This is a genomic window from Enterococcus mundtii (assembly GCF_002813755.1).
Lineage (GTDB): Bacteria > Bacillota > Bacilli > Lactobacillales > Enterococcaceae > Enterococcus_B > Enterococcus_B mundtii.
In genome coordinates, this window is sequence record NZ_CP018061.1 from 687,066 (window position 1) to 706,988 (window position 19,923).

Genomic DNA, 19,923 nt, shown 5'->3' on the forward strand with positions numbered 1-19,923 from the left:
TAAAGCGTTTTGACTTGGGTGGAAAGCTCAAGCCAAAACGCTTTGTTCGTTTCTATTGAAGGAATTTATCTTTCCTATGCCTTTAAAAAAGAAAGTTTGCTATAATGGTAAAAAGAGTGCAAAGAAAGAAGGAATTTACACATGATGTTACGAGTAGAAAAGTTACGCAAAAAAATGCGAGAAGCGAATCTAGATTCATTTTTAGTGACAAGTCCTTACAATCTCCGCTATTTGACTAATTTTACAGGAACCACTGGGTTAGCGGTCATCACATTAGAGAAAGCTTTCTTTATTACGGACTTCCGTTATACAGAACAAGCAGCTGCGCAAGCGCAAGGTTTTGAGATCATCAAAAATGTTGCACCAATTTTTGAGGAAGTCGCTGATTTGACTCGAAAAGAAGGATTGAAGAATCTAGCGTTTGAAGAACGCACAGTTTCATTTTTAGAGTATTCAGTATTGGAAGAATTACTTGATGCAGAGTTGATCCCAGTTTCTGATATGATCGAAGAATTGCGTGAAGTAAAAGATGCGGACGAACTAGCGGTTATTGAAAAAGCTTGTAGCATCGCTGATATGGCTTATGATCATATCCTTAAAATGATCCAACCAGGGATGACAGAGATCGAGGTCGCGAATCAATTAGATTTCTATATGCGTTCACTAGGTGCATCAGGTGTGTCTTTTGAAACCATCGTGGCAAGTGGTGTTCGTTCAGCAATGCCACACGGAGTGGCTAGCCAAAAGATCATTGAACAAGGGGATTTGATCACGATCGATTTTGGTTGCTACTATGAAGGATACGTTTCTGACATGACACGTACGTTTGCAATCGGCGATCCAGGAGAACAATTGAAAGAAATCTATCAAATAGTTTTAGATGCCCAATTGGCAGTTCTAGAAGCGGCTAAACCTGGAGTGACAGGTATCCAACTTGATGCAGTAGCAAGAGACTACATCAGCAAATACGGTTATGGGGAAGCATTTGGGCATTCCACTGGCCATGGTATCGGCTTAGAGATCCATGAAGGTCCTAATGTATCTGCGCGAGCAGAGAAACCATTTGTTGTGGGTAATGTCATTACAGATGAACCAGGAATCTACTTACCAGGAATCGGTGGTGTCCGGATCGAAGATGACTTATTGATCACTGCTGAAGGAAACCGGGTATTGACTCACTCACCAAAAGAATTGATTATTTTATGATAATCAGCGTTTTTCAACAAATGTAAATGTCGAAACTCAGACTTTGTTATAGAAAATGGGCTCATTTAATGATACACTATAAGAGAAATCAAGCGATTGTAAACGGCGCGTTTTTTCACGCATGACTGATTTACAGGCGACAGTTTTCCTAGGTACATGACATCGCTTTTGAAGTGAAAGATGTACGTAGGCAAAAGGAGGAATAAATAAAAATGGCAGACGAAAAAAACTTAGTCTTACATGCTAATCAAGATTTAGGAGAAATCGTGATTGCACCAGAAGTGATCGAAGTCATTATCGGTATTGCAGCTTCTAAAGTCGAAGGGGTCTACGGAATGCGTGGGACTTTTGCTAGCAATGTCACAGAATTGCTAGGTCGCGCAGCGCATGGTAAAGGTGTATATTTAGTCAATGACGAAGAAGGTTTGAAAGTTGACTTATATTGTTATTTAGAATATGGCGTATCAGTACCAAAAGTAGCGATGGAAATGCAGGATCGTGTTCACCAAGAAGTACTGTTCATGACCGACATTGCATTAGCTGAAGTCAATATCCATGTCGTAGCAGTTGTACCAGAAAAATTGGAACAACCAGCAATCGATGAACTTTTTGAGGACGAAGAGGAAGAAAATGAATAAAGAGTTATCAAGACACGAGATCCGCGAGATGGCATTACAGGCATTGTTCCCATTAGATTTTAACACTGATCTGACAAAAGAAGATGCAATTTTCAATGCGATCGAGTTGGACCATCAAGAGATGATCAATGAAGAGCAATCAGAATTTGTTCCAGTATATCTAGACACACTAGTTGGTGGCGTCTGTGCAAAAAAAGCATCGTTAGACACGATCATCGAAAAGCATTTAAAAAATAATTGGCGGATCAACCGCATTTCCAAAATGGATCTGATTATTTTAAGAATCGCGATTTTCGAAATGATGTACGTGGATGACGTGCCTGCAACTGTTGCATTGAATGAAGCAATCGAGTTAGCTAAAACATTCAGTGACGACCGTTCACGTAAATTTGTAAATGGTATGTTATCGAATGTGTTAAAAGAATTAGAAGCTGGGGCGTAAGTCCTAGCTTTTTTCTATGATAGTTAGTAAATCTGGTTATGTTACAAGTGGTTTATATGGTAGAATGAAAGCAAAAATATCTGGGAGTGATCGTATGTCAGAATTGATGAATGGAAAAGAATTAGCAGAAAAAATGCAAGCAGAACTTGCGTTAAAAGTAAAAGAGCTTAACGAACGACAGATCAATCCCGGATTAGTTGTTTTATTAGTTGGAGAAAATCCAGCAAGTCAAGTCTATGTTCGTAACAAAGAACGAGTTGCGAATCAATTAGGTATTTATTCAAAAGTAGAGCGTTATAGTCAAACAATCTCCGAAGATGAGCTTCTAAATGAAATTGAAAAATATAACAAGGATCCACGGTTCCATGGAATCCTTGTACAATTGCCTTTACCAAAACATATTGATGAAGAGAAAGTGTTATTAGCAATCGATCCTAAAAAAGATGTTGATGGCTTCCATCCATTGAATCTAGGACGTTTATTTGCAGGGAATCCTGATAAGATCCCTTGTACGCCTTATGGAATCATGAAGATGTTTGAGGCATATGATATTGATTTGACTGGCAAGCGTGCAGTAGTGATCGGTCGCAGTAATATTGTCGGTAAACCCATGGCGCAACTTTTGTTGATGGCTGATGCGACGGTCACCATTGCTCATTCAAAAACGAAAGACCTTGCAGCGTTAACTCGTGAAGCAGACATACTCGTAGTGGCTATTGGGCGTGGCCATTTTGTGACAAAAGACTTTGTCAAACCAGGGGCGGTAGTTGTCGATGTGGGGATGAATCGTGATGAGAATGGAAAACTGATCGGCGATGTCAAATTTGATGAAGTCGCTCCTCTTGCAAGCTATATCACGCCTGTCCCTAAAGGAGTAGGTCCAATGACGATCACGATGTTGATGGCACAAACGGTCCAATCAGCTGAAGCAGAGCGAGGAGAGTTATGACGCAAGAATATTTAACAGTTACCACCTTAACCAAATATTTAAAACGAAAATTTGAAGCAGACCCATATCTGGAAAGAGTTTATCTAACTGGTGAAATCTCAAATTTCCGTATGCGAGCGAATGCGCATCAATATTTCAGTTTAAAAGATGATCACGCAAAAATCTCTGCGATCATGTTCAAAGGTGCTTTCCAAAAGTTACGTTTTCAACCAAAAGAGGGCATGAAAGTGTTGGTGATTGGTCGGATCTCCCTTTACGAAGCCAGCGGTTCTTATCAAATTTACGTGGAACATATGGAGCCAGATGGTGTTGGTGCGTTATACCAAGAGCTAGAAGAACGAAAAGAAAAATTGATGAAAGAAGGTCTATTTGCTGGACCTAAAATGGCATTGCCGAGATTTCCAAAACGCATCGCCGTTTTAACAAGTCCTAGTGGTGCGGTCATTCGTGATATTATCACGACGGTCAAACGCCGTTACCCAATCGCGCAACTTGTTTTGTTCCCAACTGTTGTGCAAGGAAACCAAGCAGCAGATGATGTCGTCCGCAATATCCAACGCGTTGAAGCGTTAGGAAATTTTGATACAATGATCATCGGACGTGGTGGTGGTTCGATCGAGGATCTTTGGCCTTTCAACGAAGAACGGGTGGCTCGTGCGATTTATCAAGCAAAAACACCGAGCATCTCTTCTGTCGGTCATGAGACAGATACGACGATTGCTGACTTAGTGGCTGATGTTCGAGCAGCGACACCGACAGCAGCAGCTGAGTTGGCTGTTCCAGTATTATCGGAAGAGTTGATGCGGATCAAGGAAAGACAAGCCCGCTTAGAGCAAGGGTTTTTACGCCAGATCCAACGAAAACAAGAGCGGTTTGCCCGCTCAAGACAATCCTATGTCTTTCGCCAACCTGAACGTCTCTACGAGGGACAAACGATCAAACTAGATCAATTGCGGCAACGCTTGTATCAAGCAACGCAACAAATTTACCATGCAAAAGAAAAACAAACCATGACCTTAAGTCATCAGTTGCAACAAGTTGCACCCATTTATCGAGTGAAATCAGCCAAGCAAGAAACAAGCTACTTAGAAAAACGACTAGAAGAAAAAATGTACCAATATATGCAACAACAGCAACAAAAGTTTCAACAGACGGTTCAATCACTTGATTTACTTAGTCCTTTAAAAATCATGGGTAGAGGGTATAGTTACACCACGTTGCATGATCAAGTGGCAAAAAGTGTCGATGAGATCCAAGTCGGTGATGAGTTAGTCATTCATTATGCAGATGGACAGGTCAAAGGTAAAGTGGAACAGATCAAAAAGGAGACAGAATAAGATGGCAAATCCAACATTTGAAGAATCATTGCAAGAATTAGAAAAAATCGTCATGCAATTAGAGCAAGGAGATGTTCCTTTAGAATCAGCGTTAGATGCGTTTAAAAGAGGGATGGAATTAAGTAAGCAATGTCAAGATACTCTTTCTAAAGCAGAAGAAACCCTCACAAAAATGATGACTGAGACGAATGAAGAGATCACTTTTGACGAGAAAGAGGGGACACAATGAATCTAACCGATTTTTCTGCGACTCACCTTCCTTTGGTAGAAGAAGAAATGGTTTCTTTCATTACGGAATATACTTCGGATGAACGCTTAAAAGAAAGTATGATCTATTCGATCCATGCAGGAGGGAAAAGAATCCGTCCACTTGCTTTATTAGCAACCGTGGCTTCTTTTGATGCCAAGATCGATACTTCAGCTTATCAAGTGGCAGCAGCATTAGAGATGATCCATACGTATTCATTGATCCATGATGATCTTCCAGCAATGGATAACGACGACCTGCGTCGAGGAAAACCAACCAATCATAAAGTCTATGGGGAGGCAATCGCAATTTTAGCAGGGGATGGATTATTGACGGGTGCCTTCCAGTTGATCAGCATGACCCACTTAGCGAACTCACCAAAATTGTTATTATTGCAACAATTGGCTGTTAGTGCTGGGACACAAGGCATGGTTGCAGGACAAGCGGCAGATATCCAAGGAGAAACGAAAGATTTGACGCTAGAAGAACTAGCATTGATCCATGAACGAAAGACTGGACGTTTGATACGTTATGCTTTGCTAGCAGGTGGGATTTTAGCAGAACAACCAGAAGAAGTTTTGTTACAATTGCAACAAATTGCCGCTCATCTTGGGTTAGCTTTTCAGATCCGTGATGATTTATTGGATGTGACTAGTACGACAGAAGCATTAGGAAAAACAGCTGGCAAGGATGAACGAGCGGATAAAAATACGTATCCACGCTTATTAGGGATCGAGCAGACAAGAGCTGCGTTACAACGAGAAATCCATTCCGCCAATAGGATCATTGCCGAGTTAGAACAAGAAGTTTGTTCATTTGATGGAGAGAGTCTTCGTCAGTTGGTCAAACGATTTGATGAGAAGTGAGGAAGAGGATGGAAAAAGAACGAGTAGATGTATTAGCCGTCAAACAAGGGCTATTTGAAACAAGGGAACAAGCAAAACGTTCCGTGATGGCAGGATTGATCTATAATGAGAAAAATGAACGTTTTGATAAACCAGGAGAAAAAATCCCCGTTAGTAGTGAATTAAAAGTCAAAGGTAAAAAATTGCCGTATGTTTCTCGTGGTGGGTTGAAACTAGAAAAAGCATTAAAACAATTTGATCTAACAGTCAAAGATAAAGTATTGCTTGATATTGGGGCATCCACAGGAGGGTTTACCGATGCTGCCTTACAAAATGGAGCAAAAATGAGCTATGCCTTAGATGTAGGCTACAATCAGTTAGCATGGAAAATCAGACAAGATCCAAAAGTGGTCGTGATGGAACGTGTCAACTTTCGTTATGCAAAACCTGAAGACTTTGATCAAGGTGTGCCAGAAGTCGCTGTCATTGATGTATCATTCATTTCTTTGAAGCTGATGCTACCGCCATTACATGCAATTTTGAAACCAGAGGGTGAAGTAATTGCATTGATCAAACCACAATTTGAAGCAGGTAGAGAAGCGGTCGGTAAAAATGGTATTGTTCGAGAAGCGACAACCCATCAACAAGTCATCGAACAAATTTTGACTTTTGCCACAGAGCAAGGGTTTGATGTATTAGATCTAAGTTACTCTCCTATTACAGGTGGAGAGGGAAATATTGAATTTTTAGCGCACTTAAAAAAAGTATCAGATAAAGGAACGATCTATGCGAACGTTGATCCAGCTCACATCGTTGAAATGGCTCATGAACAATTCACGCATAAGCGGTAGTCTAGAAATTGACAAAAAAGACTATGAGTTCTTCTTTATTAAGCGCTTAAAATAAGCTATCATTGAAAGAAGAAGGATTGGTGAAGGAGCGGATTGAGCATGAGAAAAAAAGATCGACATCGTTTGATTACTCGATTACTAAATGAACAAGATATACGTAAACAAGAAGAATTTGTTGAAATATTAAAAAATAAAGGGATTTCTGTTACACAAGCAACGATCTCAAGAGATATCAAAGAGCTTAAATTGATCAAAGTTCCCGCAGTTGATGGTGGCTATCGCTATAGTCTGCCTGCTGAAACAAGTGAAGATGTGAGCACAAAGCTAGAAAAACTATTGAAGGACGCATTTGTAGCAGTTGACCAGATGGAAAAATTTGTTATTTTAAAGACTTTACCGGGCAATGCTTCTGCAGCTGCAAATTTAATCGATAAACGTTACAAAAAAGAATTGTTCTCGATCATCAACGATGATGACAATGTGTTGATGATCACACGATTGGAAGAAGATGCTGTTCAATTAAAGAAAGATTTTCTGCATTACCTTTAATCTAAGGAGTGATTGCAATGCTACAAGAAATCAGTATCACCAATTTTGCGATTATTCCTGAATTGCGTTTGTCGTTTCATGAAGGAATGACAGCATTAACAGGAGAAACCGGAGCCGGTAAGTCAATTATTATTGATGCTTTGGGCTTATTAGCAGGTGGTCGTGGATCAAGTGATTATATTCGTCAAGGTGCCGATAAATGTATTCTGGAAGGGTTATTTGAGTGGCCTAAACAAGAAGGTTTTGAAGCGCTGATGGAAGAGTTAGGGATCGAGTCTGATGGCTCGAATCTGATCGTCCGTCGAGATATGTCTTTAGCAGGTAAGAATGTTTGTCGAGTCAATGGACATATCGTGACATTAGCGAATTTGCGACGAGTTGGCAGTTATTTAGTGGATATCCAAGGTCAAAATGAGCATCAGGAATTATTACAACCTGAGTCACATCTTGTGTTACTTGATCGTTTTGGGGACTCGACATTCCAACAGAAAAAAAGAGCGTACCAAGAAGCTTATCAAGCGTATCGTGAACTTGAAAGAAAAGTACGTAAGATCCAACAAAACGAAAAAAATTATGTCCAACGTATTGATATGTTGAATTTCCAACAAGAAGAAATCGCAGCCGCTCAATTAGAAGTTGGTGAAGAAGAAAAACTTCGAGAAGAGCGCGATAAATTAAGTAATTATCAAAAAATCGTCGATGGTTTAGCTACTGCTTATGGGGCGCTTAGTGAAGGTGAACAAAGCAGTCTTGATGGGGTGGGAATGGCTGTTTCCGAGATCCAAAGTATTGCCCATCTTGATTCAGAGTATGAAGCAATTTTTGATAATATCCAGAGTGCCTATTATTTATTGCAAGATGCAGTAGGGGATATGAGCAGGCAAATCGATCTGCTTGAACTGGATGAGAATCGTTTGGAAGAAGTGACGCAACGCATGGAAACGATTCGTCAATTGAAGCGTAAATATGGCGATTCAGTTGAAGCCATCTTAGCCTACTATGAAGAAATCACAGAAGAATTGGATTCATCGGATTTTACAGAAAGTCAACTTGATAAAATGAAGAATGAACTGACCCAAAAAGAAGAGTGGGCGTTTCAATGTGCAGAAGAACTCCATCAAGCAAGAAAAGCGATCGCAAGTGACTTAGAACAGTCGATTCTGCGCGAATTAAAGAGTCTTTATATGGAAAACACCGAATTTGAAGTTCGTTTTTCAACGCAAGCAAATGGACGCTTAGATGAGCAAGGTTTTGATATTGTCGAATTTTATATTACGACAAATCCAGGAGAACCATTGAAGCCACTAGTCAAGGTAGCATCAGGTGGAGAATTGTCACGAGTATTACTTGCTCTGAAAACCATTTTTTCTTCTGAACAAGGTGTGACTAGTATCATTTTTGACGAAGTTGATACTGGTGTTAGTGGCAGAGTGGCACAAGCCATTGCGGATAAGATATTGAAAATATCCAAGTATTCCCAAGTACTTTGTATCACGCATCTCCCTCAAGTGGCTGCTGTAGCGGATTATCAATATTACATTGTAAAAAAAGTCGTCGGCGGAAGAACACAAACATCCGTCTCCGAATTAGCCGCAGCTGAAAGAGAAAATGAAATCGCACGAATGTTAGCGGGGAGTGAAATCACGCCTTTAACGATCGAACACGCCAAAGAGTTGTTACGTTTGGCGAAAAAATAAATAGAAAATAAAAATCACCCTTTGCCTACATTGGCTAGGGTGATTTTATTTTGCTTTTTTAGGGAATAGAGGTAAAAAAACAGTTGAAATCTTTCCCAACAGAAAAAATAATTGGTTATTTTTATATTGTATTTTATTATACTTTTTTTATGATTTTGAGAATGAGATTTTTAAATCCAAAAGCTGTCGATAGTCAATCAATAGTTAATCCGCTTACAAAGGTATATTTTTTTAATCATAAAAAATTTTGGTCAATGATGAAAAGATAAATTCAGTAGTAATGTTTTCCCAGTTTTTGATTATGTTTGAAAAAAAAGCACTACACATAAATTAGTTTAAACGTATGATTATTGAAAATAATTCTTTTTTGAACGCTAAGAACAGATACTTGAGGTTAGTAGGAAAATGATGTCATAAATAGTCTAAAGTATTTCTGTAAATAAACAAGAAATATTATCTGTGTAACTACCACGGATAAAAGATAGGTTTGTAAGAATGTAATAGATCAGTAAATGAATAATACGAATATTCTTAGATCAATAAAAGCTATCATTGATTCGCTTAAAGTATTGTATTAAAAGTATCGTCATATCGTCTATGTAAATGATTCGTTTCCGCTGGTGATTTATTTGTTATAGAAATAGCAAACTCAATGATTATTGTTCGTTGTTTTTGTCCCAATGGTGGTTACGTCGTATTTTTACTCATAGAGAATACCTACAAGAAAGGGAGGAGGGGACAATTCATCTAAAAATTTTTTGTAAATGGGTGATTTAGGAACGTACACTTTTAGAAGTTTTTCTAAGAAAAAGGAATGGAACAAAACAAATACATAAAAATGCGAGGAGTGTAAGATATGCCAGGAATTGATTTCAGAGAAACAGGTGGAAAGTTCATTAATCGAATGCATGACGCTAATAAGACAAATACTCAAAAAGATCTGAATAGATTAGCTATTCGCATGGGGAATGAATCCCTAAATGTGAGAGCAAACCCAATTGTTACTTATCTTTATTATTCGACAGGTATTCTTCAAAATACAACACTACAGCCGATTAATCAAAGGAATGATCGAGTTGCAGGAAATGCGCGCACCTCATTTGGAGAAAGAAATCAAGAAAGTCCTTCGTATGATTTAAATACTAGAGCAAATGCAACTCAAAGCTATCGTAATGTAGTACAGAGAATTCCTCAAGTCAGTATAGATCAAAACGTTCTAGCATCAAATGGGCTAGCTAATGTGACAGGTACGGTTCCTAAACATTTTAATAGTGAGTACGTTCCTAAAAAGGCATTGAAATTTAAACGTAAAGAATCTAGTGAACATAAGGGCAATACATCTCGCAATACAAGTGATGTATTGCAACAATCCCTAAATGGAAGTAGACAGATCAATCCAAGACATCGCCGTGCGCTCTCCAAGGAAGCCTCCTATTTAATTAAGAAAGGCACAAGTGAGCTACATGATCAGAGAGTAAAAATTCTGAATAGTATTCAAAAAGATGAAATGTTTAAGTCTGAAGTAAGATCATCCAACCATGAGCAGACATCCCAAACAAAAGACAATGAGCTAACGAATAATGGGATGACTTCCTGGCATGAAGAAAAGTTTCACTTGTCACAGGAAGATGTAGATGCAATTAAGAAAGATGCAAGTGGACTACATGATCAGATAGTAAATCATACAAGTAGAATTCAAAAAGATGAGACTTCTTTTGTTTATGAAATCCCTAAGTTTGAAGCAAGACCATCCAAGCTAGATCAGGGAACAGACTCACGTAATCGAACAACCAATATGGAAAATCAGGAAATTTTAAAGGGATTTTTGGATGGATTACAAAAAGCCTATTCATCGCAAATAAAAGATAGTCCAAATTCAGATTTTAGATTGCGAGAAGAAAATGAGCCAACAAGCACTGGAATAGCGTCCTGGCAAAAAGGAAAGAATCACTTGTCACAGGAAGGTGTAGATACAACTCAGAAATCGACGATTGAACTACAGGATAAGGCAATGCAAAGTTTGAAGAGTATTCAAAATGATCACATATCTAAGTTTGAAGCAAGACCATCCAAGCGAAATCAGGGAACAGACTCACGTAATCGGACAACCTATATGGAAAATCAGGGAATGACAAAGAAATTTGTAGAAGGTTTACAGCAAGCCTCTTCATCCCAAACAAAAGATGATCCGAATTCAGAGGTCAGTTTTACAACGCATGGAGGAAAAGAAGTTGACACAGTTAAACTGCGCAATCTCAATGATAATCCTGTATTTGAAGCAAAAAATGTAAGAGGTGAAAACGAAGAAAGCTTGACACACGGTGTAGGAGAAAGTCTAAACAAGTTCGGAGAGCAAGCACAGCTCTATCGTTCTAAGGCTACAATATATCAACAGGCGATTCCTACGCAACCGTCGCAAAATAAATCACAGGATCTGTATAACAGCTTGGCGAATCAAAAAACTATTGATTTAAAAGATACGCCGACAGGTGAATATATTTTAAAAATGATAGAATCATCGGATGGACAGAATTTTCCCGCAGAATTGAAGGATTTTTTGAAAGATTTACAGCAAGCTCCTTCATCCCAGACCAAAGACAGTCCAACTTCAGATTTTAGATTGAGAGAAGAACAGGCGAATCAGTCTACACAGTCAGTGACCAGATTTCAAAATGAAAATAAGAAAAGTTTTGCGATGCTAACAAGTGATGCGAGAGTAAAAAGCCAACATAAAAATATATCGAATCAAGCAAGCCAGCAACCAAGAACAAACAAAAAAGAGGTCAGTTTAAGTATGTAGTAACCAATGTGACAGACTCTTGATGATAATAGCTAATAACAGGAAATGGAGGTTGCGCCAAATTTGGCGCAACCTCCATTATTTTTACATGACACTGATTACAGCAGTTAGAACGACTGAGCCGATTGTCAAAATCAACATTGTCCAAATCACTAATTTTGTGACTTTCGCAAAAGTGCTTGTTTGTTTTTTTTCTCGCATCGTGATTACCTCGATTTATTATTGTTAACTTGATTTTACATGCTTTTCACTGATTCTACAAGAGGGCATCTCTATAAAAACTTACCTTTTTTCAAATAATAAGTAGTCAGAAGTGAAATGATCACGGTCAATAGTATCAACCAAAGAAAAGCATCATCCCTTTCGGCAATTGGTAGTTTAATATTCATACCATAAATACTTCCAATGATTGTTGGAATCGTTAGGATAATCGTTAAAGAAGTTAAAATTTTCATAATATTGTTCAAGTTGTTTGAAATGATGGCAGAAAAAGTTTGGTTCATCTGTTCGACAAGCTTCAAGCGGATACGAGCGGTGGTCTTTGCTTGTTCTGTTTCGATGATCACGTCTCTGAGGTGATTCATCATCGCGTGATTATTTTTTACCGATTGGTTCTCGGCTAATTGTTGCAACGCTTCAAGATTCGAGGCAGTCGCTTCTTTGAAATAAACCAAGCTTTTTTGGATATCCATGATTTGATACAATTGTTTATTCTCAGTTGAAACTTTTAGTTGTGTCTCCAACAAATCACATTGTGCAAGTAAGGTAGAGAGATAAGTGTTATAGGACTGAGTGATCTGCCAAAGTAACTGCATAAAAATATTTAGAGTTGTCGAAAGATCGTTTCTTTGAAACGTTTGATGAAAGACTTTTTTCAAAAAAAGTGGTTCGTGATTCGTAATTGTGATAAGCTTCTTTTTGGGCGTGAGAATAATCGAAAACGGATAAGTATCTACTTGGAAATATCCGCTAGGACTAGTTTTTGGAAAAGGGTATTGCAATAATACCAATGCTGGTTTTGTAAGCTTTTCTTGATTAAATTCTTCTACCCGGGAGTTTTCTGCATCGTCTAAGACAGACGTGAGGTAATCTTTAGGTATTTGGAACTGTTTGATCAATTGATTGATTTCTTCTTCTGTTGGTCGCTCGACACAATACCAAATGGTTTCAGCCGTTTCTTCCATTGAATCAACCAATTTCTGGTCTTCAAGTGTGAAATACTTTATCATTGGGAACCTCCTCAATACTTCTTTCTTCTATTATAACCAATTCTTGAAAAGAACACATTGAAAGAGACTACCCACTGATTATCAATCTTGATTTGTCAAAAAACGGCTGCAACAAAATAATAAAACAGTATAAATTTAAACTAAATGAAATCGTTGTGTAAACTAAATCACGTATACTGAACGCAACGATAAAAAAGGAGATTTGTCGAATGGGCAGTTTTTCACCACTTGTATTGTTTTGGTACATCTTTCCGGCAATCGTGATTTTTGGTTGTCAATTTCTAGTAAAAATATTTGCATTGACTCGTCGTTTCAAAGTCAAAGCACCTGATTTAGCCGTTCCTTTTTTGTGGGGAGGCATCCACGCATTGTCTCGTAATACCGCTACGTCTTCATTTTTGCCCTTTTTATTGATCACCATCCTTTTAATGGCAATCTGTATCGCGATATTCCAAGCTTATTACTATGACGAACTTGTGTATTCACGTTATTTCAAAATGACTTGGCGTCTTACTTTTTTGGTGACCTTAGTCATGTATCTCGTTTTGATCGTCCTAAACATCCTTTCGTTTCTCTAATATGGCGCAATCAGGCTGTTAAAAGACTTTAAAAAATCTTTTAGCAGCCTTATTGTTAAAATTTTTTTTACTAATCAAAAAGTTATTCTCAGATTTCCCATAAAAGGTGGTAGAAAGTGGGGGATTGTGGTAGACTGATTTTAGTTAGTGGAGGATTGGGGGTAGTTTCGATGTTAATGGGCGAATTTCGGCATAATATTGATGCAAAAGGTCGCTTGATCGTGCCTTCAAAACTGCGCGAAGAATTAGGCGAACAATTCGTGTTGACTCGTGGATTAGATGGCTGTCTTTTTGGCTATCCGATGAGCGAATGGAACGAATTAGAGTCGAAACTCAATGATATGCCCCTAGCAAAGAAAGACGCTAGAACCTTTGTCCGTTTTTTCTACTCAGCAGCTACAGAATGTGAGTTGGACAAACAAGGACGTATCAACATCCCTAATACATTAAGAAACTACGCAACAATAACGAAAGAGTGTGTCATTGTTGGTGTGTCAAACCGAATCGAAATTTGGGATGAAGCCAAATGGCAAGAATTTTCAGAAGCTGCGGAAGAAAACTTTGATGAAATCGCTGAAAATATGATCGATTTCGGATTATAAGAAATAGGAAGAGGCTGACCAATGACTGAAACATTTCAACACTATACAGTCATGTTAAAAGAAACGGTAGATGGACTTGCAATCAAACCGAACGGAATTTATGTGGACTGTACACTCGGCGGAGCCGGGCATAGCGAATACTTATTAAGCCAACTGAATACAGAGGGTCATCTTTATGCGTTTGATCAAGATCAAATAGCAATCGATCACGCAAAAATACGTTTGGCTGAGTATGTCGAAAAAGGTATGGTCACTTTTATCAAAGCAAATTTCCGTGAGCTTGAAGAGCGCTTGACTGAATACGTACCTAAGGTCGATGGGATACTTTACGACTTAGGCGTGTCTTCGCCACAATTAGACGAAGCAGAACGTGGATTCAGTTATCATCAAGATGCGCCTTTGGATATGCGAATGGATCAATCGGCACATTTGTCAGCGTATCATGTGATCAACGAATATCCTTACAATGAATTAGTAAAGATTTTCTTTCGTTATGGAGAAGAAAAGTTTTCAAAACAAATTGCCAGAGAAATTGAACGGGTGAGAAAAGATCATCCGATTGAAACAACCGGGGAATTAGTAGAAATCATCAAACAGGTGATTCCTGCCCCAGCAAGACGAAAAGGCGGTCATCCTGCAAAACGCATTTTTCAAGCTGTGCGAATTGCAGTCAATGATGAGCTAGGTGCGGAGGAAGCCTCTTTAGAGCAAGCAATCCGCTTATTGAAGGTCGGTGGCCGGATCAGTGTGATCACTTTCCACTCATTAGAAGATCGGATCGTCAAAAACATGTTCAAAGAATATAGTACGGTCAAAGATTTACCACCAGGGTTGCCGATCGTACCTGATGAGTTCCAACCTGAATTAAAAGTGATAACGAGAAAACCGATGTTGCCATCTGAAGAAGAATTGGCAGAAAACAATCGTTCTCGTAGTGCAAAATTGCGTATCGCTGAAAAAATACGAGAGAAAGAGGAGTAGAAGAATGGCAGAACTAAAGAAAGTCCAACAATATCCATATGATTTACAAGAAATTGAACTACCAGAGCAACCTCTGCCAGATTCACCCTCAGAGAAAGAAATCGTTCTTCCTCAATCTCCAGCAAAACGCTTGAAGCAAATCTCTATTTTTGAAAAGCTTGCAGTAGTGTGTATTGCTTTTTCTGTCATCGCACTTTGCGTATTAACAGTGATGTTACGAACCAATATCAGTGGTATGGAAAAGCAAATCGGTGCGCTACAGGTTGAATATAATGAAAAAAATCAAGAAAAAATCAGTTTGGAACAAGAGAAAAGTGAACTTTCTCGTACCGAGCGTGTTAAAAAAATCGCAGAAGAAAAAGGGTTGTCAATCAATGACGACAATTTAAGGAAAGTGAAGTAAATGAGTCTTAAAAATAAATTCCGGCGGTTTATGGAAAAGAAAAATCTAAATCCGATGAACAATCGCAAAAAAGTAGGTATCATTTTATTTGCTACGAGTATTGGATTGTTCTTTTTATTTGCCGTTCGTTTTGCATACATCGTGATCGGTGGACATGTGGCTGGCACATCACTAGAAGAAAAAACGAACCAGCTTTATCAAGGTAGTGAAGAGGTCAAGGCAAAACGAGGCACGATTTTTGATCGTAATGGGGTGGCACTAGCAGAAGATGCCACGTCTTACTCGATCAAAGCGATTCTTTCCGAAACATACACGACTGGAAATAAAAAATTATATGCACAAGAAAAAGATTTCGATACACTTGCGGATATTATCAGTAAAAACCTTTCAATGGAAAAAAGTAAAGCCTTGAAGGTGCTACGTGATGGAGCCGAGCAAAATCTCTACCAAGTAGAGTTTGGGAATTATGGACGTAATATCACCCAAGAAACGAAACAAAACATCGAAGCAGAGATGAAAGCAGCTGATGTGACTGGGCTTTATTTCGATAACCATCCTGCACGTATGTATCCTAGTGGGGTATTTTCTTCCCATTTTATTGGCTATGCGGTACCGGATGAAGAAGAAAATGGTTTAGTTGGCCGACTTGGGATCGAATCTGCTTATAATGATATTTTGAGTGGACAAAACGGAAAGATCTACTATCAAAAAGATAATTTCCAAAACCCATTACCAGGTACTGTAGCAGAAGAAGAAAAGGCAACAGACGGTAAAGATGTGTATACGACCCTTGATAGTCGTCTGCAAAGTTACTTAGAAACATTGATGGATCAAGTCAATGAAGAATACCAACCTGAAGAATTGACTGCGATATTGATGGAAGCTAAAACAGGCGAGATCACTGCGATGAGCCAACGCCCGACATTCAATCCTGAGACGATGGAAGGGTTGACTGGTGAAGATGCTGTGTGGCGTAACATCCTTGTACAAGATTCTTATGAACCAGGCTCAACGATCAAAGTCTTCACGACAGCAGCAGCGATCGAAGAAGGTAAATTTGATGAAAATGAATCTTTCCTATCCGGACAGATCAAAGTGGCTGATGCCACGATCAATGACCATGACTTTGGTAAAAAAGGAATACTGACCATGCGTCAAGCTCTTTCATGGTCTAGTAACGTGGGAATGGTAATGCTGGAACAACGTTTAGGTGGCAAGTGGTATAACTATTTGCAAAAACTAGGATTTGGGCAAAGTACTCACTCTGGGTTGGATGATGAAGTTGCGGGTGCTTTACCCACTGCTAATATCGTTGACCAAGCGATGAGTGCGTATGGCCAAGCGATTGGTGTCACGAATTTCCAAATGATGAAAGCTTTCAGCGCGATCGCCAACAACGGGACGATGATCCAACCACGTTATATTAGTAAGATCGTTGATCCAAATACTGGAGAAGAAGTTTCTACTGAAACGGAAGTGTTAGGACAGCCATTTTCGAAAGAAACGACAGAAAAAGTTCGTGAGTATATGCGTGATGTCATAGAAAATGAAAATTACGGGAGTGCTTACGGAGTATATAATGTTCCGGGATACAATATTGCAGCTAAAACAGGAACAGCCCAGATTGCTTCTGATACAGGAGGTTATCTAACAGGTGATACCGCGTATTTGTATTCGATCGTCGAAATGGTACCAGCTGAGGATCCCGAATATGTCCTTTATCTGACAATGAAACATCCTAAGACATATGACCGCACAGCTTTAGCAAAAATTGCGAACCCATTACTGAAACGAGCAATGGATTTCAAAGAAGCGGAAACAGCTACGCCAGAAGAGAAAAAGACGGAAAATATCACTGTCTCTGACTATCGAAATTTGAATCCTGATATTGCCGCTGCTGATGCACAAAAGAGCGGTTTGCAACCAGTAGTCATCGGCGATGGAGACAAGGTAGAAGCGCAATCCACAGCAAATGGGGATGAGCTGATATCGGGAGAAAAATTGATTTTATATAGTGGTGGTACTGCATTGATGCCTGATGTGACAGGCTGGTCAAAGGCAGATATCATGAAATTAGGAAAAATACTTGGTGTCGAAGTGACGTTCCACGGTGATGGTTACTGTACAGAACAAAGCCTCGCACCTTATGAAAAAATATCTGATGAAACATTAAGTTTCCATCTAAAAGAATAATAGGAGAGAAGAGAGCATGGATTTGACACAAACATTAATTCCCATTGCGAGTAGTTGTGCAATGACGATTGCAACAATGCCGTTATTTATTGGTTATTTTCAAATGAAAAAACAAGGCCAAGCCATTCGTGAGGAAGGACCTAAATGGCATAATGTAAAAGCCGGAACTCCAACGATGGGGGGATTGGTGTTTTTAGTCAGTGCGCTCTTGACTGGTATCTGGGTAGGCGCTTGGCAACAACAGTTGACGCCTACTCTTTTCATCCTACTTTTTGTACTTGCCCTATATGGAGCAATTGGTTTTTTAGATGATTTCATCAAAATCTTCAAGAAAAGAAATATGGGATTGAACTCAAAGCAAAAATTGATTGGCCAAATTGTTGGGGGAATCATCTTTTATCTCGTTTATCGTGGTGAAGGATACCCTGGAACACTGAATTTTTTTGGAATTGATCTTCCATTAAGTTGGTTGTACGGATTATTCGCGATTTTCTGGTTAGTTGGCTTTTCCAATGCTGTTAACTTAACAGATGGTATTGATGGCTTAGTAGCTGGATTAGGAAGTATTTCTTTTTTGACCTACGCAGTTATCGCTTGGCACCAACAGCAGTATGATGTCTTAATTATCTGCTTGAGTGTTTTAGGTGGTTTACTAGGGTTTTTCGTCTATAATCGCAAACCTGCCAAAATATTCATGGGGGATGTCGGTTCCTTAGCATTAGGAGGATTATTAGCAGCAATCTCGATCATGCTCAATCAGGAATGGACATTACTATTGATCGGTCTGATGTATGTCATCGAAACAGCTAGCGTGATGTTACAAGTATCTTCTTTCAAATTGACTGGTAAAAGAATCTTTAAAATGTCACCAATCCATCATCATTTCGAGATGAGTGGTTGGTCTGAATGGAAGATAGATACTGTCTTTTGGATAACAAGTGTAATTACTTCGTTGATCACATTGTGGATCGTATGGTAGGAGATGACGAGAATGAAAAAAATAACAACTTATGAAAATAAAAAAGTCCTTGTATTAGGATTAGCAAAAAGTGGATTCAGTGCGGCCAAGTTATTACATGAACTGGGCGCACTTGTAACCGTTAATGATGGAAAACCGTTTGATGAAAATCCTGAAGCGCAAGAATTACTTTCTTTAGGGATCAAAGTAGTGACTGGTAGTCACCCAATTGAATTATTAGATGAAAAATTTTCAATGCTGGTCAAAAATCCAGGTATTCCTTACACACATCCATTCGTTGCAAAAGCTCAAGAAATGGGTATTCCGGTAATTACGGAAGTTGAACTGGCTTACGAAGTAGCGGAATGCCCAATTATCGGCATAACAGGCACCAACGGAAAAACGACGACAACAACAATGACTGGGTTATTGTTGAATGCGGGGAAATCAGCAGGTATCACTCGTTTAGCTGGTAATATTGGCTATCCTGCAAGTAGTGTGGCACAAGAAGCAAATCCGGAAGACAAGATTGTAATGGAACTTTCAAGTTTTCAATTGATGGGGATTACTGATCTTCGTCCCCACATTGCAGTGATCACCAATATCTACGAAGCACATATCGACTATCATGGCTCTCGTCCAGCCTACGTCAAAGCTAAATGGCATTTGCAAAAAAACATGACGTCAGAGGATTATCTTGTACTGAATTGGAATCAGAAAGAATTACAGGAACTAAGTAAAAAAACAAAAGCGAAAGTGTTACCTTTTGCGACAGATCAAGTCTTAGAGACAGGTGCTTATTCTTTTGAGGGAGTTATTTATTACGACAAAGAAAAAGTCATGGAAATCTCAGAAATAGGTGTTCCAGGAGCACACAATGTCGAAAATGCGTTAGCAGCTATTACTGTTGCAAAACAATATAATGTCTCAAATGAAGAAATAAAAGAAACATTGAGTCATTTTCATGGCGTACCACATCGTACACAATATGTCGGTGAGGTCCAAGGACGTAAATTTTACAATGATTCGAAAGCCACAAATATCTTAGCGACCAAGATGGCATTAAGCGGATTTCAACCAGAAAAATTGATTCTGATCGCCGGTGGACTTGATCGGGGCAATAGCTTTGATGAACTCATTCCATCACTTGAAGGTGTGAAGGGATTGATCACTTTTGGTGAAACCAAAGAGAAATTGAAGGATGCTGGTGAAAAAGCGGGCATACCAACGATCTGCACCGCAGAGTCTGTGGAAGCTGCGGTTCCTGTAGCTTTAGAAAATAGCGAACCAGGAGATGTGGTTTTATTATCACCAGCCAATGCAAGTTGGGACCAATATCCTAATTTTGAGATCCGTGGCGATCGCTTTATGGAAGCCGTTAGAAAATTAAAAATAGAAAAGTAGAAACGAGCGATAAT

The 19,923-nt window shown here is 39.0% G+C and carries 20 protein-coding genes; 18 read left to right on the plus strand and 2 right to left on the minus strand.

All coding sequences use genetic code 11. The features are described from left to right. Positions 1-141: 141 nt before the first annotated feature. The 11 genes from EM4838_RS03345 (at position 142) to EM4838_RS03395 (ending at position 11,561) form a co-directional block, all read left to right on the plus strand. A complete protein-coding gene (locus EM4838_RS03345) occupies positions 142-1,206 on the plus strand; it encodes a M24 family metallopeptidase (RefSeq protein ID WP_071865921.1) in 1,065 nt (354 codons plus the stop codon). A gap of 212 nt (positions 1,207-1,418) precedes the next feature. Continuing rightward, the gene (locus EM4838_RS03350) at positions 1,419-1,844 is read left to right on the plus strand and encodes an Asp23/Gls24 family envelope stress response protein (protein WP_010736002.1); all 426 of its coding nucleotides are present in this window, start codon (positions 1,419-1,421) and stop codon (positions 1,842-1,844) included. Beyond that, the gene (gene nusB / locus EM4838_RS03355; RefSeq protein ID WP_010736001.1) at positions 1,837-2,286 is read left to right on the plus strand and encodes a transcription antitermination factor NusB; all 450 of its coding nucleotides are present in this window, start codon (positions 1,837-1,839) and stop codon (positions 2,284-2,286) included. Before EM4838_RS03350 ends, nusB begins: the two co-directional genes overlap by 8 nt. Positions 2,287-2,380: 94 nt before the next feature. Continuing rightward, a complete protein-coding gene (locus tag EM4838_RS03360) occupies positions 2,381-3,235 on the plus strand; it encodes a bifunctional methylenetetrahydrofolate dehydrogenase/methenyltetrahydrofolate cyclohydrolase (protein WP_071865922.1) in 855 nt (284 codons plus the stop codon). Next, positions 3,232-4,572, plus strand: coding sequence for an exodeoxyribonuclease VII large subunit (gene xseA / locus EM4838_RS03365; RefSeq protein ID WP_071865923.1), 1,341 nt, complete (start codon positions 3,232-3,234; stop codon positions 4,570-4,572). Before EM4838_RS03360 ends, xseA begins: the two co-directional genes overlap by 4 nt. A gap of 1 nt (position 4,573) precedes the next feature. Beyond that, positions 4,574-4,801 carry an exodeoxyribonuclease VII small subunit gene (locus EM4838_RS03370; RefSeq protein WP_010735998.1) on the plus strand — a complete coding sequence of 76 codons (228 nt, stop codon included), beginning with the start codon at positions 4,574-4,576 and terminating at the stop codon, positions 4,799-4,801. Next, positions 4,798-5,685, plus strand: a complete 888-nt coding sequence (locus tag EM4838_RS03375) for a polyprenyl synthetase family protein (RefSeq protein WP_071865924.1) — start codon at positions 4,798-4,800, stop codon at positions 5,683-5,685. Before EM4838_RS03370 ends, EM4838_RS03375 begins: the two co-directional genes overlap by 4 nt. A gap of 8 nt (positions 5,686-5,693) precedes the next feature. Beyond that, positions 5,694-6,515 (plus strand): TlyA family RNA methyltransferase, encoded by an 822-nt coding sequence (locus EM4838_RS03380; protein ID WP_010735996.1) that lies wholly within the window; start codon positions 5,694-5,696, stop codon positions 6,513-6,515. 99 nt (positions 6,516-6,614) lie between these two features. Next, the gene (locus EM4838_RS03385; RefSeq protein WP_010735995.1) at positions 6,615-7,064 is read left to right on the plus strand and encodes an arginine repressor; all 450 of its coding nucleotides are present in this window, start codon (positions 6,615-6,617) and stop codon (positions 7,062-7,064) included. A 17-nt stretch (positions 7,065-7,081) separates the two neighbouring features. Continuing rightward, complete coding sequence (gene recN, locus EM4838_RS03390) at positions 7,082-8,761, plus strand: DNA repair protein RecN (protein ID WP_071865925.1); 1,680 nt, start codon at positions 7,082-7,084, stop codon at positions 8,759-8,761. Positions 8,762-9,617: 856 nt separating this feature from the next. Continuing rightward, positions 9,618-11,561 (plus strand): hypothetical protein, encoded by a 1,944-nt coding sequence (locus EM4838_RS03395; RefSeq protein WP_071865926.1) that lies wholly within the window; start codon positions 9,618-9,620, stop codon positions 11,559-11,561. Positions 11,562-11,645: 84 nt separating this feature from the next. Here the strand turns inward: EM4838_RS03395 and EM4838_RS03400 are convergent, their stop codons facing one another. Beyond that, on the minus strand, positions 11,646-11,762 hold the full coding sequence (locus EM4838_RS03400) for a DUF4044 domain-containing protein (protein ID WP_010735989.1): 117 nt from the start codon (positions 11,760-11,762) through the stop codon (positions 11,646-11,648). Between the two features lie 71 nt (positions 11,763-11,833). Further along, entirely contained in the window at positions 11,834-12,790 is a 957-nt protein-coding gene (locus EM4838_RS03405) for a magnesium transporter CorA family protein (RefSeq protein ID WP_010735988.1), read from the minus strand. Positions 12,791-12,999: 209 nt separating this feature from the next. Between EM4838_RS03405 and EM4838_RS03410 the strand changes: the two genes are divergently transcribed. From EM4838_RS03410 to murD, 7 genes are all read left to right on the plus strand, one after another. After that, a complete protein-coding gene (locus tag EM4838_RS03410) occupies positions 13,000-13,368 on the plus strand; it encodes a DUF3397 domain-containing protein (RefSeq protein WP_071865927.1) in 369 nt (122 codons plus the stop codon). Between the two features lie 170 nt (positions 13,369-13,538). Further along, positions 13,539-13,970 carry a division/cell wall cluster transcriptional repressor MraZ gene (gene mraZ, locus EM4838_RS03415; RefSeq protein ID WP_029594184.1) on the plus strand — a complete coding sequence of 144 codons (432 nt, stop codon included), beginning with the start codon at positions 13,539-13,541 and terminating at the stop codon, positions 13,968-13,970. Positions 13,971-13,991: 21 nt separating this feature from the next. Then, positions 13,992-14,951 carry a 16S rRNA (cytosine(1402)-N(4))-methyltransferase RsmH gene (gene rsmH / locus EM4838_RS03420; protein ID WP_071865928.1) on the plus strand — a complete coding sequence of 320 codons (960 nt, stop codon included), beginning with the start codon at positions 13,992-13,994 and terminating at the stop codon, positions 14,949-14,951. A gap of 4 nt (positions 14,952-14,955) precedes the next feature. Continuing rightward, positions 14,956-15,354 carry a cell division protein FtsL gene (gene ftsL / locus EM4838_RS03425; RefSeq protein WP_010735984.1) on the plus strand — a complete coding sequence of 133 codons (399 nt, stop codon included), beginning with the start codon at positions 14,956-14,958 and terminating at the stop codon, positions 15,352-15,354. Then, positions 15,355-17,547 (plus strand): penicillin-binding transpeptidase domain-containing protein, encoded by a 2,193-nt coding sequence (locus tag EM4838_RS03430; RefSeq protein WP_071865929.1) that lies wholly within the window; start codon positions 15,355-15,357, stop codon positions 17,545-17,547. 16 nt (positions 17,548-17,563) lie between these two features. After that, a complete protein-coding gene (mraY, locus tag EM4838_RS03435; RefSeq protein WP_066026042.1) occupies positions 17,564-18,526 on the plus strand; it encodes a phospho-N-acetylmuramoyl-pentapeptide-transferase in 963 nt (320 codons plus the stop codon). A gap of 12 nt (positions 18,527-18,538) precedes the next feature. Then, positions 18,539-19,909, plus strand: coding sequence for a UDP-N-acetylmuramoyl-L-alanine--D-glutamate ligase (murD, locus tag EM4838_RS03440; protein WP_071865930.1), 1,371 nt, complete (start codon positions 18,539-18,541; stop codon positions 19,907-19,909). The last annotated feature ends 14 nt before the right edge of the window (positions 19,910-19,923 follow it).